Here is a 16,049-nt window from a genome sequence, read left to right on the forward strand (position 1 = left end):
CCATGTACGCGAATCTTCAGCGTCCCCCGCGCAGCGTGACCGATTGGCTGGCCGACCTCGTGCGGGCGGTCGCGATCGTCGTCGTCATCGTGTCCCTGTTCACCCTGCCGTTCACCGACTTCGCGGTGCTGTCGATGTCGCTGCCCGCGGTCATGCTGTCGCGGATGATCGGGCTGCGCTCGGGTCTCGACCTCATCACCTGCGTCACGGTGTTCGTGGCCGCGGGCAGCAACGTCATCGACCTGTACCGCGCGTGGACGGGCTGGGACCTCGTCGTGCACCTCGCATGCACGGGCGTCCTCGCGGCTGTCGCGCTCGTGCTGCTCGATGACGCGCGCGTGATCTCCCCCACGGGTCGTCGCCGTACACCGATCGTCCTTGCGACGATCACCGGGCTCGCACTGAGCGCCGTGTGGGAGATGGTCGAGTGGTTCGGTTACCGCTTCATCACGGATGCCATCTTCGTGACCTACGACGACACGATCGGCGACATGATGGCCGGCGGCGCGGGAGCACTCGTGGCCGGGGTGCTGGCCTCCCGATTCCGCCTGACCCGGCCCGACCGCGCACGGCTGTAGACCCGCGACGCGTTCCCCGTCGAGGCGGACGCGTTCCCCGTCAAGGCGCCCCGACGGGGCGGGAGTGCCGGAAACCGGCACCCCCGAGTCCGCGGGGCAGCCGTCAGATCTTGCCCGCGACGTCGCGGCCCACGAGGTCGCCGTCGGGATTCGGCTCGCTGAGCTGATCGCCGGGAGCTGTCGTGTCCTCGAGTGGCGGAAGTCCGGCTTCGACGCGGGAGCCGATCTCAGCATCCACGTTCTTCCAGTACTGCACGGCACGATCGCGGACGTCTCTGCGCGTCACGCCGCCCACGTGCCCGGTGATGGTCTCGACGAGACGATCGCGCTCCTCGGCCGACATCACCTCGCGCACCAGAGCACCCGCCTGACCCCAGTCGTCGTCCTCGGGGTGCAGGGTCGCCGCCGACCGCACGAGCTCGCCGTCGCTCTGCCATCCGCCGTCACCGGCACGACGAGGATCGGCCGCGGGGCCACCCGCCGAGTTGGGAGCGTAGACGGGCACCTCGGGCGGGTTGTACTCGTAGCGCATCGCGCCCTCCTTCGAGTACGAGTGCACCTCGGTGTGCGGACGGTTGACCGGCAGCTGCTGGTAGTTCGTGCCCACGCGGTACCGGTGCGCGTCGGCGTAGCTGAAGATGCGCGCCTGCAGCATCTTGTCGGGGCTGCCGTCGATGCCGGGCACGAAGTTCGACGGTTCGAACGCGGCCTGCTCGATCTCGGCGAAGTAGTTGCCCGGGTTGCGGTTGAGCTCCATCGTGCCGACCTCGATCTCGGGGTAATCGCTGTGCGGCCACACCTTGGTCAGGTCGAAGGGATTGAAGCGGTAGGTCTTCGCATCGTCGTAGGGCATGATCTGCACCTTGAGCGTCCACGTCGGGAACTCGCCCCGCTCGATCGCCGCGTACAGGTCGCGGATGTGGAAGTCGGCGTCCTGACCCGCGATCTGGTCGGCTTCGTCCTGCGTGAGGGTCTTGTGACCGAGGTCGGTGTGGAAGTGGTACTTCACCCAGAAGCGCTCGCCCTCGGCGTTGATCCACTGGTAGGTGTGCGAGCCGTAGCCGTTCATGTGACGCCAGGAGGCCGGGATGCCACGGTCGCCCATGAGCCAGGTCACCTGGTGGGCGCTCTCGGGCGACAGCGTCCAGAAGTCCCACTGCATCGTGTTGTCGCGCAGGTGACTGCCGGGCAGGCGCTTCTGCGAGCGGATGAAGTCGGGGAACTTGATGCCGTCCTTGACGAAGAAGACGGGGGTGTTGTTGCCGACGAGGTCGTAGTTTCCCTCGGTCGTGTAGAACTTCAGCGAGAATCCGCGCGGGTCGCGCCAGGTGTCGGGGCTCCCCTGCTCACCCGCGACCGACGAGAAACGTGCGAGCATCTCGGTCTCGACCCCCGGCTGGAACAGCGCCGCGCGGGTGTACGCCGACACGTCGCCGGTCGTGCGGAACGTGCCGAAGGCGCCGCCGCCCTTGGCGTGCACCACGCGCTCGGGCACACGCTCGCGGTTGAACTGCGCGAGCTTCTCGATCAGGTAGTGGTCGGTCAGAGCGATCGAGCCGTCGGCTCCGACGCTCTGGGAGTGCTCGTCGCTGGCGACGGGCGCTCCGCCGTTCGTGGTGGTCGGCTCGGTCATGGCTCTCCTCACGTCGTGGGCCGGGAAACGAAAGGCCCAGGGACGACGCTACGCACGGGCTCCGACATCGCCGAGGCATTGCGGTTCGTCCTCGGACCACGTAGGGGCCAGAGCCTGTCAATCCCCCGATCCCCGGCCGGCCGGGTCGGGAGCATGGCGGGACCGAACGAGAGGAACCGCACATGTCGAAGGATCTGTCGAAGGGCGACCGCGTCAGCTGGGACACCCCGCAGGGGCGCACGCAGGGCGAAGTCGTCGAGAAGAAGACGAAGGACTTCCAGCACGACGGCCAGAAGTTCACCGCATCCGACGACGACCCGGCCTACATCGTGAAGTCGGAGAAGTCGGGGTCGACCGCGGCTCACAAGGGGTCGGCGCTGAACAAGCTGAAGAGCTGACCGCGGACGCTTCGACGGGCTCAGCGGCCGCTCGCGCAGAACTCGCTGAGCCTGCCCAGGTCCCTGAGCCTGTCGAAGGGACCGGAACCAACCGGAGACCGGTGACTTCGACAGGCTCAGCCACCTCTGTTCGTGCTACCCCTTCGCGTCGCGCCGCTTCCGCATCTGCGCCAGGGCCAGCCCCAGCCGGTGGTTGCCCGCCAGCACGTCCTCGTGCCGCTCGAGGAACTCCCAGTAGGCGTCGGTGAACACCGAGTCCTTGGCATCCTGAGCCGAGGGCCACCACGACCCCATCTTCTGCAGGTACGCCCCACCCGAGACGTAGGGCTTCGTCGCCACGAACCCGCCGTCGGCGAACTGGCTCATGCCCATGACGTTGGGCACCATCACCCAGTCGTAGGCGTCGACGAACAGCGCCAGGAACCACGCGTTGACCTGCCGCGGCGCGTATCCCTGCAGCAGGAACCAGTTGCCCAGCACCATGAGCCGCTCGATGTGGTGCGCGTAACCCCAGCGGTGCACCCGCTCCAGGACTGTGCGGACCGGCACGGGCAGGTCACTCGGCATCCGTTCTCCGGAGTACCAGTACTTCTGGATCCTCTGCTCGAGGTGCAGCGCGTTCACGTGCTCGAGCTTCGGATGCGCGCGATACATCCCGCGCATGTACTCGCGCCAGCCGATCACCTGCCGGATGAATCCCTCGACGGATGCCAGGGGCGCATCGGTCCGCGTGGCGGCGGCGACCACCTCCTCGACGGTGAGAAGGCCGATGTTCAGCATCGGCGAGATGATCGCGTGGAAGAGGAAGGGTTCGTCGGCCTTCATCGCGTCCTCGTAGCGCCCGAAATCGTGCAGGCGCTCGGCGACGAACACGTCGAGCCAATCGAGCGAGTCCTCGGGCGTGACCGGGAGCCAGAACTCCTCCGCCTTCCCCGGGTGCTCGGGGAACAGCTCGTCGACCTCGGCGATGACCGTGCGCGTGATGTCGTCGGGTTCGAGCTGAGGGAGGGGCGGGATCTCGACGCCCTTCTTCGGCAACGGCTTGCGGTTGTCGGCGTCGAAGTTCCAGCGTCGACCGGCAGGCTTGCCACCGTCCATCAGGATGCCGGTGCGCTGGCGCTGCCAGTGGTAGAAGTCCTCCATGAGCGGCGTCGGGTGCTCGGCGAACCAGGCGTCGACCTCTTGTTCGGGGGTGAGGAAGAGCCCGTCCGGGAGCACATCGGTCTCGACATCGTGATCGGCGCAGATACCGGCGATCCGTTCGTCGACGGGGCGGTTCGGATCGCTCATCCACGTCAGCTCGGTGACGCGGTGCTCCCGCAGCAGGCGTTCCAGCCCCGCCTTGAAGCCGAGGTCGTCGGCGAGGGTGATCCGGCGGACCGTCCGTCCCTCGGCCTCGAGCCGGGCCGCGGTGTGCCGCATCGCCGAGATCAACAGCACGATCTTGTGCCGGTGGTACGGGAGCTTGCGGAACCGCGGCGCCGACTCGATGAAGAAGAACTCCTCGACCTCGTCGTCGGCGTAGACGGGATGCTCGGCGAACTGCTGCGTCGCCAGGATCAGTGCCGCCCTCACGCGCGCCGCCTCCGCTTCGCGGCGTTCGCCCGGCACCCGCGCGAGCAGTAGAGGACCTCGTCCCACTGGTCACGTCCGCTCCACCTCTTGCGATCGGTGAACGGGCGTCCGCAGTAAGCGCACGGCTTGGAGCGCACCTCGGGTCGTGACATGGCGTCATCGTCGCAAAACGCGACTCCGAACTGCGGGGGCTTGCGCTGACACAGACGTGGTGTGCGCGCAAGGCCCGCGCGCGCCCACCGCGGTTCGTGATCGGGTGCCCCCATGGACACGACACCGGACCGCACGAACGACACCGCCGACGAGCCCGACGAGTTGGAGACCGCCGACGCGCCGCAGATCCCGGACACGACCGACGACGACGGCGAGCCCGTCGACAACCCCTCCGGAGGATGACGCACACGAAGGGCCCCGCGCGCGGGGCCCTTCGTCGCATCAGTCGGTCAGATCGAACTTCTCGTTCTCGCCGCCCTTCGGACGCTCGCCGGTCACTCTCGAGGTCACCAGCGCGATCGCCGTCGCGAGCCGCCCGCCCGCGCTCCCCCAGTATTCACCGGTGAGCGCAGAGACCTTCAGCATCGTGACCCCCGGGGACTCGGGGCCGTCCGGGAACCATGCCTCGACACTGGTCGACCACAGCTCCTTCAGCTTCGCCAGGTCGTCGACGATCTCGGCGTGACCGGCGAGCGACAGCCACGTGCTGTCCGAGCTGAACGACAGACCGACCTTCGGATCCCGCCGCACGTGCTCGACGGCCGAGGCGTGCGTTCCGACGATGAACCACAGGTCGCCGTCGGACTCCCGCTCCTGGACGGTCAACGGGTGAGCGTGGAGCGCGCCGTCCTCCGCCCGCGTGGTGACCATGGCGAAGCGGAACTTCTTCAGCAGGTCGTTGAGCGTGTCCAGCTCGGTGTCGGTGGATGTCATGACACTCCCTCTTTCTGACGAAGCCCCAGCCCACCGGGTCACCGCTGCGAGCGCTACGCGTTGACGTCGGGCCCGACGTCTGCTCTCGGCGGGGCGAGCCGATCGAGCTCTTCGAGTGCCTCCTCAGCGCGGCCGAGGCGGGAGGCCACGTCCTCTTCCCACCACCGCGGTCCTCGCTCGCCGAGCCCCGTCTTGGCGAGTCCGACGCGGCGACGGGCGTCAGCCGTTCCGCCGGCGTCCCCCGCGCGTTTCGTCGTCCGCACCGAGGAGCGTGCCCGCCCGAGGTGCGATCTCAGACGGTCGGCGAGTTCCGGTGGGAGCGCCGGATCCGTGCGTCGCCACCGGCGACCGTCGATGACGAGCCACCGCTCGTCGTCCGTGGAGTCATCGGTTCCGGATGCCATGCCCCCAGTCCACCGTCTGACGGCATCGGCGGAAATCTCCCGGGTGTCCCGAGGGCATCCGTGCTACCGTGGAAGCATCAATTCCGGGATTTGCTTCATGGACGCCCGCCTCATCGATGAGATGTCGGGCGCACGGCACCGAGCCGTTCACCATCAGAATCCCCCTCTATCTCGTCGCGCGGCACGCTCGATGACATCGGTCATCGCCTGCCTCCCGCGGAAAGTTCTTGTGTCCTCGCTTCACCCTTCGCCACTGTCGTGGCGCCAGGCCGATCTCGACGTCTTCGTCGCGACGGCCGGATCCGACTATGCCGGTTTCGTCGGCGCGGCCACCTCGGGCTACGAAGCCCAGGGTCCGCTCGGCGAGAACCTCGGCATCCACACGTCCGTCGGGGCGGCTCAGGCCGCCGTCGACGGGCATCGCGTACGCGGCACCGCCTCGGTGTCGCGGCGTCCCCGTCCGCTCCGCATTCGTCGGAACGGCGCCCACGGTCGCTCATGCGGCCCAACATGAATAAAGGAAGAACACGATGGCCACTGGCACCGTGAAATGGTTCAACTCCGAAAAGGGCTACGGCTTCATCGCTCCCGATGACGGCTCCGCCGACCTGTTCGCGCACTTCAGCGCGATCCAGGGCAACGGCTTCAAGGAGCTGACGGAAGCGCAGAAGGTCGAATTCGACGCCGAGCAGGGCCCCAAGGGCATGCAGGCGGCGAACATCCGCCCCCTCTAAGCTCCGCATCACCCCCGAAAGCCGGGTCTGCCGCACGTGCGGCGGCCCGGCTTTCGTTGTGCTCGCAGGTGAACGGAGAGGGTCCGGCAGATGTGCATTCCCCGTGAGGCTCCTGCACATGTGGACGTATACCGGAGCCCCCATACATCGGCACGTATGGTGGGCCGGACCCGGGAAAGCCGCCCGGGATCCCGACTCCGGTCACCCCAACCGAGGAGCACTTCATCGCTTCCACCATCGTCGAGTCCCGTCTCGGCCCCGTTCGTCAGACCTACTCCGGCACCACCGAATTCCCCCCGATCGCGAAGGCCTACACAGAGCTGTCCCAGGTCGTTCGCGAGAGCGGACTCCTCGTCCGCACCCGCGTGTTCTACGCTCTCGTCGGCTCCGCCCTCGTCCTGGCCTTCGCCGGCTGCATCGCCGGATTCGTGCTCCTCGGCGACAGCTGGTTCCAGCTGCTGATCGCCGCGGCCCTCGGCATCCTGTTCACGCAGGTGGCGTTCCTCGCCCACGAGGCGAACCACCGTCAGATCTTCGCCTCGGGCCCCGCGAACGATCGTCTGGCGCTGTGGATCGGCAACGGCGTCGTCGGCATGAGCCAGTCGTGGTGGGCCTCGAAGCACACCCGTCACCACGCCAACCCCAACCGCGTCGGCAAAGACCCCGACATCGAGATCGACACCATCTCGTTCCTCGACGAGGACGCGGCCAAGGCCCGCGGCATCCAGCGCTGGATCACCCAGCGACAGGGCTGGCTCTTCTTCCCCCTGCTGACGCTGGAGGGCCTCAACCTGCACGTCCTGGCGATCCGCCATCTGCTCTCGCGCGGCGAGGTCAAGGGTCGCTGGACCGAGCTCGGACTCATCGCCCTGCGCTTCGCCGTGTTCGTGGCCCCGGTCTTCGTGTTCCTCCCCCTCGGCATGGCCTTCGCCTTCCTCGGCGTTCAGCTGGCGGTGTTCGGCGTGTACATGGGCGCCTCGTTCGCCCCCAACCACAAGGGCATGGCGGTGATCGCCCCCGGCGCGAAGCTCGACTTCTTCAGCAAGCAGGTGCGTACGTCGCGCAACATTTCGGGCGGCTGGTGGGCCACCTGGCTGATGGGCGGGCTGAACTACCAGATCGAGCACCACCTGTTCCCGAACATGCCGCGGCCGCACCTGAGCCGCGCGCGCGAGATCGTCATCGAGCACTGCCAGACCCTCGGCGTGCCCTACGTCGAGACGACGCTGCTGCAGTCGTACGGCATCGTCATCCAGTACCTGAACCGCGTGGGCCTCGCCGCCCGCGACCCGTTCGAGTGCCCGCTGACGTCGGCGGCCCGCCGGGTCTGAGCCCGCACGCACGGGGAAGGGCGTCGCACCGGGAGACCGGTTGCGGCGCCCTTCCTCTGTCCGTCACCCGTGCGTGCAGCCTCTGCTACGGACACTCGCCCCGGCCGTCTCCCCGCCCTATCGGGTCACGCATACGCGGACGATACGCCGTCAGTCGCGGACGACCTCGTGCAGGGCGAGATCGCGGATCGTCCCCTCGGCCAGCGTGAGAGTCATCATCGTGCACCGCGGCTGTCGTCGGCGGTCCGTCGGCGATCCGGGGTTCAGCAGACGCACACCCGCCGGTGTCGAGGTGTCCCACGGGATGTGGCTGTGCCCGAACACGAGCAGGTCGGTGTCCGGGAACGCGGCATCCATCCGTCTCTCCCGACCGGTCGCGGCACCGGTCTCGTGGACCACGGCGACGCGGACCCCCTCGATCTCGGCGCGCGCGATCTCAGGCAGCCGAGCGCGCAGGTCGGCACCGTCGTTGTTCCCCCACACCCCCAGCACGGGCCCGAGGGAGAGGAGCTCGTCCAGCACCGCCTCGGTCACCCAATCTCCCGCGTGCACGATCAGATCGGCCTCGGATGCCGCTCGCCGCACGGCATCCGGAATCGACCGGGCTCTCTTCGGGACGTGCGTATCGGCCACGAGCAGCAGTCGGGTCGCCATCACTCCACGCTACATACGCTCGCGATACGCCGGCACGCCTACGATGACGGGATGCGCGTGCTGATCGTCGAGGACGAGCCCTATCTCGCCGAGGCGATCCGCGACGGACTCCGGTTGGAGGCGATCGCAGCGGACATCGCGGGCGACGGCGATTCCGCGCTCGAGCAGCTCGGCTACACCGCGTACGACGTCGTCGTCCTCGACCGCGACATCCCCGGACCCAACGGCGACGAGATCGCCCGCCACCTCGCCGTCCAACCGACCGCCCCGCGCGTGCTCATGCTCACCGCCGCCGACCGCCTCGACGACAAGGCCTCGGGGTTCGAGAGCGGTGCGGACGACTACCTGACCAAGCCGTTCGTCTTGAGGGAGCTCGTGCTGCGACTGCGTGCGCTCGCGCGGCGGCCCGCGACCGGGGCTCCCCCGATCCTCGAGCTCGACGGCATCCGTCTCGATCCGTTCCGGCGCGAGGTGTACCGCGACGGCCGATACGTCTCGCTGACCCGCAAGCAGTTCGCCGTGCTCGAGGTACTCATGTCCGCGGGCGGCGGCGTGGTGAGCGCCGAGGTCCTCCTCGAGCGCGCGTGGGACGAGAACGCCGACCCCTTCACCAATGCCGTCCGCATCACGATCTCGACGCTACGCAAGCGCCTCGGCGAGCCGTGGCTGATCCAGACCGTCGCCGGCGTCGGATACCGCATCGGTCCCGCGGATGCGTGAACGTCCGCCCGGACTCTCGGTCCGGATCAAACTGACGCTCAGCTACGCGGTCTTCGTCGTGATCGTCGGGATCGCCCTGTTCACGGTGGGGTTCCTCGTCCTGCGGTTCCTGCCCGAGGGCACCCTCTACGCCACGAGCGGCCTCTTCACTCCCGCGCGCCGCGACCTCGCCGACGTCTTCGTGAAATACGCATGGTTCACCGTCGCCGGGCTCGCCGTCATCGGCTTGGGCGGAGGCTGGATCGTCGCGGGTCTCATGCTCCGGCCGCTGACGCGCATCACCGACGCCGCGCGGGCGGTGCGCGACGGGAGCCTGGACCGTCGCGTGGACCTCCCCGGCCGGCGGGACGAGTTGACCGACCTCGCCGACACCTTCGACGCGATGCTCGCGCGCATCGCCGAGACCGTGCAGGAGCAGCGGCGTTTCGCCGCGAACGCCTCGCACGAGCTGCGCACTCCGCACGTGACGATGCGCACGATGCTCGAGGTGGCGAAGGCCGACCCCGCGAGCGTCGACGTCGAGCGGCTGATCGCCCGCCTCGACGACACGAACGAGCGGGCGATCCGGCTGACGGAGGCGATCCTCGCCCTCTCGCGCGCCTCGAGCGGCGGCGTGGTGGCGCGTACCGAGGTGGAGATCGACGCCCTCGCCGCCGAAGTGTGCGGCGAGCTCGCTCCGCTCGCGACGAGGACGTCGGCACGGCTGACCACACGCATCGCGTCGCCCTCCGTCGCGATCGCGGACGAGACGCTAGCCCGCCAGATGCTCACGAACCTCGTGCACAACGCGATCGTCCACAGCACACCCGACGGTGAGGTCGCACGCGAGGTGCAGATCGCCGTGCGGACGGATGCGCGCAGCGTCGTGATCGACGTCGCGAACACCGGCGCCGTGCTGTCCCCTGAAACGGTGGCCACGCTCCCCGAGCCGTTCGTTCGCGCGGCGGGGCGCGCCCGCCCCGCGGAAGGCGGCACGGGCCTCGGTCTCGCCATCGCCGTCGCGATCGTGCGCGTGCACGAGGGTTCGCTCGAACTCTGGCCGCGCGAGGGCGGCGGACTTCACGCGCGCGTGCGCCTCCCCCGGCCGACGACCGATCGCGATCGGTGACCCGTCTCGCGGGCGGCTCCTCACCCGCACGCTGCCATCTCCCCCGCGCGGACAGCCGCACGCGCCACCAACCGCGACACGATCACGATCACCGTGCCCACGCCCGCGCCGATGGTGTTGTGGAGAACGTCGTCCATGTCGGGTACCCGACCCGGGATGAACGACTGAGCGGTCTCGACCGCGAGTGAGACGGCGGCCCCGAAGAGCACGGCGGCGGGTGCGAACCGCAGGGGAAGCAGCGCCGCCACCGCGATCCCGAGCGGCACGAACAGGGCGACGTTCATCACGACATCGCTGTCGTACGCCGGCGCGAAGCCGCCCCATCGCTCGGTCACGAGGAAGAACGCGTCGATCGCCCTCTCCTGGAACGGACGGATGAGCGCCCGCGGCGCGAGCGTGAGCGTCCCGACGACGGTGAGCGCTGCGGCGGCGACGAGGACACGGGCGGGGGTGAGGACCGGGGCGTTCGGCATGGAGTCTCCTGGGTGATCGGGCTCCCAGCCCACACGCCGAGGTGTTGCCGGCGCGTCTGTGCCTTCCGATACACGGACGATATGCCGCGCCCGGACGAGGACAATGGATGCCGTGACCTCCTCCCGCATCCACCCCGCGCTCGTCCTGCTCGTCGACCTCGTCTTCGTCGTCGTCTTCGCCGCGATCGGGCGCGCGACCCACGACGGTGACGTCCTCGGCCCCGCCGGATCGGGGCTGGCGACCACGGCGTGGCCGTTCGTCGTCGCGCTGGGCCTCGGGTGGTTGATCAGCCGCGGGTGGCGCGCTCCCCTCGCTCCGGTGCGCACGGGACTCGTCGTGTGGGCGGTGACCGTCGCCGTCGGCATGCTGTTGCGGGCCGTGAGCGGTCAGGGCGTCGCGGTCGCTTTCGTGATCGTCGCGGCGATCACGCTCTCGCTCTTCCTCGTGGGCTGGCGCGCGATCGCGCGGCTGGCGTCACGTCGCCGCCGGGCCGCCTGAGGCGCGGCGCCGCGCGCGGACGCGGGACTCAGTCCGCGAGCGAGACGTCGACCTGGATCTCCGCCGCCAGTCGCTCCAGCTCGTCGACGAGATCGTCGATCTCGACGCCCGCGACGAGCGTGACCGTGATGGACGCCTCGAACAGACGGCCGCCCGCCATCGCGGCATCCGTCGTCTGCGTCGACATGCGCTCGATGCTCACTCCGCGTGCGCTGAGGGCCGACGTGATCTCGCGCACGATGCCCGAGCGGTCGTTGCCGATGACGTCGAGGGTGACACTGTGCGGAGCGGATGCCGTGCCCTCGGGTGAACCGACGTGAACCGTGACCGCGAGGGTACCCGCCAGCCCCTCGAGGGCGGCGCGGAGGGCATCGGCCCGATCAGCGGCGACCGACACCTCGACGATGCCGGCGAAGGCTCCCGCGAGTTCGGCGAGCTCGCTGTTCTCCCAGTTGCCGCCGTGGGCGTCGACGATGTCGGCGACGGACGACACCAGGCCCGCGCGGTCGTCGCCGACGATGGTCAGAACGAGGGTGGTCATCGCCCCAGCGTAGCGAGCGGCCCCTGCTAGCGTGGGAGAGACGTCGAGAGGAGACCGCACGTGATCGCATCGCTGATCGCCCTGCTGAACCTGCTCCTCGCGACCGCCGAGCTCGCTCTCACGCCCGGCACCGGGGCTCCCCTGCTCGCGGTGGTCCTCGCCGCGGCCGTCGTCGCCACCGTCGCGATCGTCCTCGTCGTCCTGCCGGCTCTGCTCGCCGGCGCATCGCCGCGCGCTCCGCGGCCGATCGATCCCTCCGCTCCGCTCACGCAGAGCGACCCCGACGCTGCGGGGCACCCCCGCCCTCGAGCGCCGGGATTCGTGGCCCGCGCCGCCTAGCCCCCGCCCCCACCGTCCCGTGACGGTGGCCGTGGCATCCGTTCCGGAGGGGCGGTGGCGCAGTGATCCCTCGATCACCGATCCCTCGATCACCGCCACGAACGGAACCCTCATGGACCTCTTCGCTCTGCCCCCACTCGCCTTTCTCCTCGATCTCACCACCCAAGGCCTGCTCTCCCTCACGGACGCTCTCACGCCCCTGGCCGGGGGTCTCGCCGCCGCTCTCGCCGTCGTGGCCGTCACCCTCGTCGTGCGGCTCATCCTCATCCCGGTGGGGATCTCCCAGGCCCGCGCCGAGCAGACGCGCGCCCGTCTGGCGCCGCGTCTGCGCGTGCTGCAGGAGCGCTGGCGCAAGAACCCCGAACGCCTCCAACGCGAGACGATGCAGCTCTACCGCGACGAGAACACCTCCCCCGCCGCCGGCTGCCTCCCGCTGCTCGCGCAGGCGCCGATCGTCGGGCTGCTCTACGCCGTCTTCCTGCACCCGACCGTCGCAGGGCACGCCAACACGCTCCTGACGCACGACTTGTTCGGCGTCCCCCTCGGGCGCAGTCTGATCGGGGCGTTGACCTCAGGAACGATGGATGCCACGACCCTCGTCGTCTTCGCCGGCATCGTCGTCGTGATCGCCGGCGTGGCCGAACTCACCCGACGGCTCCTGCGGCCGGCGACCGATCCGTCGTCGCCAGCGTGGATGACGGGAATGGTCGGAGTGCTGCAGTTCACCACCGCGGTCGTGGCGCTGTTCGTTCCCCTGGCGGCGGCGCTGTATCTCACCGTGACGACGGTGTGGACGCTCGGACAGCGGCTTCTGCTCCGGCGGCGCTACCCGCTGCCGGCGTGAGGCTCAGAGCGACCGGCCGTCCCACCGCGAGCTGCGCGAGGCGTTCGCCCAGGCCATGGCCAGCACCAGGAGGGCGGCCACCGCCGGGAAGAGCATCGCCGTCTCCACCGAGACCTGCTCGGCGACCGCACCGGTCACCGCCGACGAGAGTGCCTGCGCGAGCGTCAGCGCCGAGGCGAGGACGGTCATCGTCGAGGCCGTGCGTCCGCGCGGCGCGCGGTGCCCGGCGAGGCTGAAGAGCGTGACGAGCGAGGGGCCGACGCCGATCCCCATGAGACACATCACGAGGGTGACGGTGGGGACGGAGCCGCCGACGGTGTACGCGCCCGCCGAGGCGGTGAGGATGCTCGCGAAGGCGACGAGACGCCAGCGCAGCGAGAAGCGCGCGGGAAGCACAGCGACGGCGAGGGCGAGCACCGCCGACCCGACGCCCATCACGCCGTACAGCAGGGCACCGGCCTCGGGCGCGCCCTGCGCCTCCATGAACGCCGTCAGCGAAGTGAGCGTCGAGCCGAAGAAGAGGCCCACGCCGAACACCGAGGCCACGAGCACGAGGAGCCGCGGATGCAGAAGCTCTCGCGCCGGCGCCATCGCCGCGCGCTCGGACCGCTCGGGCACCGCGCGGCCGGTCGGGTGCAGGGCGAACGCCGTGACGAAGACGAAGCTCAGCACCGCCGCGCCCGCGATCGGCGCCCACGGCGCGATCAGTGCGGCGAGCAGCCCCACCACGAAGGGGCCGATGACGAACGCCGTCTCGTCCGCGGCCGACTCGTAAGCCATCGCGCGTGAGAAGGTGCGCTCGCGCCGCGTCGGATCCACCCGCTCGCCGATGAGCGCCATGACGCGACTGCGCGACATCGCCGCGGTCTGCGGACCGGTGAGCCCGATCGCCGCGGCCGAAGCCAGCAGCAGTGCGTCCGAGTCCGACGCGGCGACCACCAGCGGGAAGAGCGAGAGCAGGATGCCGTTGGCCAGGCCCACCGGCACCAGCACGCGCCGCTGCCCGAAACGGTCGGCGAGATCGCCCAGGACGGGTCCCGCGACGACGACACCGAGGCCCACCGCCGCCGAGGTGAGGCCACCGAGCGCCACCGACCCGCGGACAGCGACGACGAGCGCCAGGACGCCCACCGTCATCATCGCGAACGGAAGTCGGGCCACGAACGCCACGGGGAAGTACGACAGGCCCGTGTGGTGGATCAGCGATCGGTGGGTGGTGGCGGGCAGAGTCATAGAGCGGTCTCCGGGGGCGAGGGAACGTGCCGCCTTGCCGAGCCGGTAGGTAGGTGCACTGCGTGCGGCGGGCGAACCCGCCGACCCATTCTACCGAAGCGTCAGGAGACGAGCGCGGCGATCGCCGCGATCAGCGACGCGAGGGCCAACACCAGCGCCAGGCCGATGAGCACCGTGTGCACGATGAGGAACGGCGTCGCCTTGCCCGCGGCGTTCTTCGCGCGCGGGTCCTTCGCGACCCGCAGGTAGAACCGCGGCCACACGACCGCGTTGAACACGGCGTTGGCGAACAGCAGCGCGATGAGGACCGGTTCCATCCCCCCAGCCTACGTTCCGCCCGTGCGCGTCACGTCGCACACGAGATGCATCGCCGGGCGAACGGCCGCGCCTCCAACCGCGCGTCGCCGATCGCACGGCCGCAGTTCTCGCACACCCCGTAGGTCCCGGATGCCACCCGCTCCCGCGCCGCGTCGATCTCGAGCCGCTCCGCCTCGGCACCCCGGCGCAGAGCGTCGACCTGCGCCCACTCGCCCGACAGCGTCGACCCCTCGGGGTCGTGCTCGTCGTCGGCCGTGGCATCCGCTCGGTCGTGGCGGAGGCTCGCCTCGTCTTCGCTCAGGCGCAAGAGCCGGTGGTCGACCTCGCGCCGACGTTCGTCGAGCATCTGCTCGGCCCGTGCGGCATCCATCCTTCGACGCTAGCCCCCACGTCCGACATCGGCTCTGCGGCAGGATCGGGGCCATGAGCGAGCTTCGACGTCACTGGACTCCGACCGCTGTGCTGTTCCTCGTCCTGGCCATCGGGGGGCTCGCGGGCACATGGACCTTCAACGCCCTCGCGATCGTGCAGATGAGGGACTTCCTCGGCGACCTCGTCTCGAGTGGACCCGCGGTGTCGTCGATCACGGTCGACCTGCTCGTCGTGGCGGTGGCCGGGAGCGTCTTCATCATCGTCGAGGCGCGCCGTATCGGGATGCGATTCGCGTGGATCTACGTCGTGCTCTCCGGCCTCACGGCGTTCGCCTTCACGTTCCCGCTGTTCCTCGCGATGCGGCAGCGCCACCTGACCGCACGGAGTCATGCCGCCGATCCGGCGTGAGGTGCCGATGATCACGGCACCCCACGCGGTTCGGTCAGCGCGCGGCGAGGCCCGCGCGAAGGCCGTCGACGAGCGGCGTGGTCGGGCGACCGATGACGCGCGACAGGGTCCCGTCGACCTGCTCGAGGGCGCCACGCGCGATGGCGAGATCCATACCCGCGACGAACGCCGCCGTTCCGGCATTCAGTCCCGCCGCTTCGAGGCCCGCGGTGAGCTGCTCGACGGTCACCGCCGTGTAGGTCACGGGACGACCCACGACCTCCGACGCCGCCTCTGCGAGCTCGTCGTAGTTCCAGGCGACGTCGCCCGACAGCTCGAGGGTCTGCCCGCGCAGCTCGTCGCCGGTGAGCGCGATCGCGGCCGCCTCGGCGTAGTCACGACGACTCGCGCTGGCCACACGGGCATCGCCGACCGCGGCGACGATCTCACCGGTCTCGGCGGCGCGCGCCACGGTGTCGAGGTAGTTCTCGGTGTACCAGTTGTTCCGCAGGATCGTGGCGTCCAGTCCCGAGGCGGCGATGAGCGCCTCGGTGGCCTTGTGGTCGGCGCCGAGCGCGTAGTCGATGACGTCGTTCCGCGGCGCGCTCGTGTAGACGAGACGCTCGACGCCCGCGGCGCGCGCGGCGTCCACGACGTTGCCGTGACCTGCGACGCGGTCGGCGTCGGTGCCCGAGATCAGCAGGACGCGGCTGACCCCGTCGAAAGCGGGAGCGAGGGTTTCCGGACGCGAGTAGTCGAACTCGACGACGCGGATGCCGCGCTCGGCGAGATCGCTCGCCTTGGCGGGGGTGCGGACACCGGCGACGATGTCGGATGCCGCGGCGCCGCGCTCGAGCAGAGCATCGACGACGAGACGGCCGAGGTGTCCGGAAGCGGCGGTGACGAGGAGAGTCATGGGAGTGTCCTTTCGATCGGTACGCCGACCTCAACGCGACGCGCCCGGGTGCATTCCGGAATGCC

At 69.8% G+C, this 16,049-nt stretch carries 24 protein-coding genes; 12 read left to right on the forward strand and 12 right to left on the reverse strand.

Features of this window, described 5'->3' with window-relative positions; all coding sequences use genetic code 11:
* Positions 1 to 2 precede the first annotated feature (2 nt).
* Positions 3 to 578 carry a hypothetical protein gene (locus AB0O24_RS02365; RefSeq protein ID WP_307386674.1) on the forward strand — a complete coding sequence of 192 codons (576 nt, stop codon included), beginning with the start codon at positions 3 to 5 and terminating at the stop codon, positions 576 to 578.
* A 103-nt stretch (positions 579 to 681) separates the two neighbouring features.
* Here AB0O24_RS02365 and AB0O24_RS02370 read toward each other — a convergent pair whose 3' ends face one another.
* Entirely contained in the window at positions 682 to 2,211 is a 1,530-nt protein-coding gene (locus tag AB0O24_RS02370) for a catalase (RefSeq protein WP_275801382.1), read from the reverse strand.
* 182 nt (positions 2,212 to 2,393) lie between these two features.
* Here AB0O24_RS02370 and AB0O24_RS02375 point away from each other — a divergent pair, with 182 nt between their 5' ends.
* A complete protein-coding gene (locus AB0O24_RS02375; protein ID WP_058613150.1) occupies positions 2,394 to 2,609 on the forward strand; it encodes a DUF2945 domain-containing protein in 216 nt (71 codons plus the stop codon).
* A gap of 135 nt (positions 2,610 to 2,744) precedes the next feature.
* On the opposite strand, the gene AB0O24_RS02380 is transcribed toward AB0O24_RS02375, so the two are convergent.
* Complete coding sequence (locus AB0O24_RS02380; protein WP_363372278.1) at positions 2,745 to 4,184, reverse strand: cryptochrome/photolyase family protein; 1,440 nt, start codon at positions 4,182 to 4,184, stop codon at positions 2,745 to 2,747.
* Positions 4,181 to 4,450, reverse strand: a complete 270-nt coding sequence (locus AB0O24_RS02385) for a DUF2256 domain-containing protein (protein ID WP_363372281.1) — start codon at positions 4,448 to 4,450, stop codon at positions 4,181 to 4,183. Before AB0O24_RS02385 ends, AB0O24_RS02380 begins: the two co-directional genes overlap by 4 nt.
* Between AB0O24_RS02385 and AB0O24_RS02390 the strand changes: the two genes are divergently transcribed.
* Positions 4,449 to 4,580, forward strand: coding sequence for a hypothetical protein (locus tag AB0O24_RS02390; protein ID WP_275801385.1), 132 nt, complete (start codon positions 4,449 to 4,451; stop codon positions 4,578 to 4,580). The two genes, AB0O24_RS02385 and AB0O24_RS02390, sit on opposite strands and share 2 nt — an antisense overlap.
* Before the next feature lie 39 nt (positions 4,581 to 4,619).
* On the opposite strand, the gene AB0O24_RS02395 is transcribed toward AB0O24_RS02390, so the two are convergent.
* Together AB0O24_RS02395 and AB0O24_RS02400 are read right to left on the reverse strand one after the other, a co-directional pair.
* A complete protein-coding gene (locus AB0O24_RS02395; RefSeq protein ID WP_275801386.1) occupies positions 4,620 to 5,111 on the reverse strand; it encodes a pyridoxamine 5'-phosphate oxidase family protein in 492 nt (163 codons plus the stop codon).
* A gap of 53 nt (positions 5,112 to 5,164) precedes the next feature.
* On the reverse strand, positions 5,165 to 5,515 hold the full coding sequence (locus tag AB0O24_RS02400) for a biopolymer transporter Tol (protein WP_363372284.1): 351 nt from the start codon (positions 5,513 to 5,515) through the stop codon (positions 5,165 to 5,167).
* A gap of 229 nt (positions 5,516 to 5,744) precedes the next feature.
* Here AB0O24_RS02400 and AB0O24_RS02405 point away from each other — a divergent pair, with 229 nt between their 5' ends.
* The 3 genes from AB0O24_RS02405 to AB0O24_RS02415 all read left to right on the forward strand — a co-directional run bounded on the left by AB0O24_RS02405 (position 5,745) and on the right by AB0O24_RS02415 (position 7,580).
* Positions 5,745 to 6,029 (forward strand): hypothetical protein, encoded by a 285-nt coding sequence (locus AB0O24_RS02405; RefSeq protein ID WP_275797019.1) that lies wholly within the window; start codon positions 5,745 to 5,747, stop codon positions 6,027 to 6,029.
* 16 nt (positions 6,030 to 6,045) lie between these two features.
* On the forward strand, positions 6,046 to 6,249 hold the full coding sequence (locus tag AB0O24_RS02410) for a cold-shock protein (RefSeq protein WP_013583139.1): 204 nt from the start codon (positions 6,046 to 6,048) through the stop codon (positions 6,247 to 6,249).
* Between the two features lie 224 nt (positions 6,250 to 6,473).
* Complete coding sequence (locus AB0O24_RS02415; protein WP_275797027.1) at positions 6,474 to 7,580, forward strand: acyl-CoA desaturase; 1,107 nt, start codon at positions 6,474 to 6,476, stop codon at positions 7,578 to 7,580.
* A 150-nt stretch (positions 7,581 to 7,730) separates the two neighbouring features.
* Here AB0O24_RS02415 and AB0O24_RS02420 read toward each other — a convergent pair whose 3' ends face one another.
* The gene (locus tag AB0O24_RS02420; RefSeq protein WP_275797010.1) at positions 7,731 to 8,234 is read right to left on the reverse strand and encodes a metallophosphoesterase; all 504 of its coding nucleotides are present in this window, start codon (positions 8,232 to 8,234) and stop codon (positions 7,731 to 7,733) included.
* A gap of 51 nt (positions 8,235 to 8,285) precedes the next feature.
* Between AB0O24_RS02420 and AB0O24_RS02425 the strand changes: the two genes are divergently transcribed.
* Together AB0O24_RS02425 and AB0O24_RS02430 are read left to right on the forward strand one after the other, a co-directional pair.
* Positions 8,286 to 8,954 (forward strand): response regulator transcription factor, encoded by a 669-nt coding sequence (locus AB0O24_RS02425; RefSeq protein ID WP_275797008.1) that lies wholly within the window; start codon positions 8,286 to 8,288, stop codon positions 8,952 to 8,954.
* Entirely contained in the window at positions 8,947 to 10,062 is a 1,116-nt protein-coding gene (locus AB0O24_RS02430; RefSeq protein ID WP_363372289.1) for a HAMP domain-containing sensor histidine kinase, read from the forward strand. The genes AB0O24_RS02425 and AB0O24_RS02430 overlap by 8 nt, the downstream gene beginning before the upstream one ends.
* 20 nt (positions 10,063 to 10,082) lie before the next feature.
* Here AB0O24_RS02430 and AB0O24_RS02435 read toward each other — a convergent pair whose 3' ends face one another.
* A complete protein-coding gene (locus AB0O24_RS02435) occupies positions 10,083 to 10,535 on the reverse strand; it encodes a VanZ family protein (protein ID WP_363372292.1) in 453 nt (150 codons plus the stop codon).
* Positions 10,536 to 10,638: 103 nt separating this feature from the next.
* Between AB0O24_RS02435 and AB0O24_RS02440 the strand changes: the two genes are divergently transcribed.
* On the forward strand, positions 10,639 to 11,034 hold the full coding sequence (locus AB0O24_RS02440; RefSeq protein ID WP_275797002.1) for a DUF3054 domain-containing protein: 396 nt from the start codon (positions 10,639 to 10,641) through the stop codon (positions 11,032 to 11,034).
* Between the two features lie 28 nt (positions 11,035 to 11,062).
* On the opposite strand, the gene AB0O24_RS02445 is transcribed toward AB0O24_RS02440, so the two are convergent.
* The gene (locus tag AB0O24_RS02445; protein WP_363372296.1) at positions 11,063 to 11,575 is read right to left on the reverse strand and encodes an ACT domain-containing protein; all 513 of its coding nucleotides are present in this window, start codon (positions 11,573 to 11,575) and stop codon (positions 11,063 to 11,065) included.
* A gap of 60 nt (positions 11,576 to 11,635) precedes the next feature.
* On the opposite strand from AB0O24_RS02445, the gene AB0O24_RS02450 reads away from it, so the two are divergent.
* Positions 11,636 to 11,914 (forward strand): DUF6412 domain-containing protein, encoded by a 279-nt coding sequence (locus tag AB0O24_RS02450; RefSeq protein WP_363372299.1) that lies wholly within the window; start codon positions 11,636 to 11,638, stop codon positions 11,912 to 11,914.
* Positions 11,915 to 12,026: 112 nt separating this feature from the next.
* The gene (yidC, locus tag AB0O24_RS02455) at positions 12,027 to 12,758 is read left to right on the forward strand and encodes a membrane protein insertase YidC (RefSeq protein WP_275797025.1); all 732 of its coding nucleotides are present in this window, start codon (positions 12,027 to 12,029) and stop codon (positions 12,756 to 12,758) included.
* Between the two features lie 3 nt (positions 12,759 to 12,761).
* Here the strand turns inward: yidC and AB0O24_RS02460 are convergent, their stop codons facing one another.
* The 3 genes from AB0O24_RS02460 to AB0O24_RS02470 all read right to left on the reverse strand — a co-directional run bounded on the left by AB0O24_RS02460 (position 12,762) and on the right by AB0O24_RS02470 (position 14,679).
* Complete coding sequence (locus AB0O24_RS02460; protein ID WP_363372302.1) at positions 12,762 to 13,991, reverse strand: MFS transporter; 1,230 nt, start codon at positions 13,989 to 13,991, stop codon at positions 12,762 to 12,764.
* A gap of 101 nt (positions 13,992 to 14,092) precedes the next feature.
* Complete coding sequence (locus AB0O24_RS02465) at positions 14,093 to 14,308, reverse strand: SCO4848 family membrane protein (RefSeq protein WP_275796994.1); 216 nt, start codon at positions 14,306 to 14,308, stop codon at positions 14,093 to 14,095.
* A 29-nt stretch (positions 14,309 to 14,337) separates the two neighbouring features.
* The gene (locus AB0O24_RS02470; RefSeq protein WP_363372307.1) at positions 14,338 to 14,679 is read right to left on the reverse strand and encodes a TraR/DksA C4-type zinc finger protein; all 342 of its coding nucleotides are present in this window, start codon (positions 14,677 to 14,679) and stop codon (positions 14,338 to 14,340) included.
* Between the two features lie 53 nt (positions 14,680 to 14,732).
* On the opposite strand from AB0O24_RS02470, the gene AB0O24_RS02475 reads away from it, so the two are divergent.
* Entirely contained in the window at positions 14,733 to 15,089 is a 357-nt protein-coding gene (locus AB0O24_RS02475; RefSeq protein ID WP_363372309.1) for a DUF2834 domain-containing protein, read from the forward strand.
* Positions 15,090 to 15,123: 34 nt separating this feature from the next.
* Here the strand turns inward: AB0O24_RS02475 and AB0O24_RS02480 are convergent, their stop codons facing one another.
* Positions 15,124 to 15,984, reverse strand: a complete 861-nt coding sequence (locus AB0O24_RS02480; protein WP_363372312.1) for an SDR family oxidoreductase — start codon at positions 15,982 to 15,984, stop codon at positions 15,124 to 15,126.
* Between the last annotated feature and the right edge of the window lie 65 nt (positions 15,985 to 16,049).

The sequence above is a fragment of the Microbacterium sp. NPDC086615 genome (assembly GCF_040686055.1).
Taxonomy (GTDB): Bacteria; Actinomycetota; Actinomycetes; order Actinomycetales; family Microbacteriaceae; genus Microbacterium.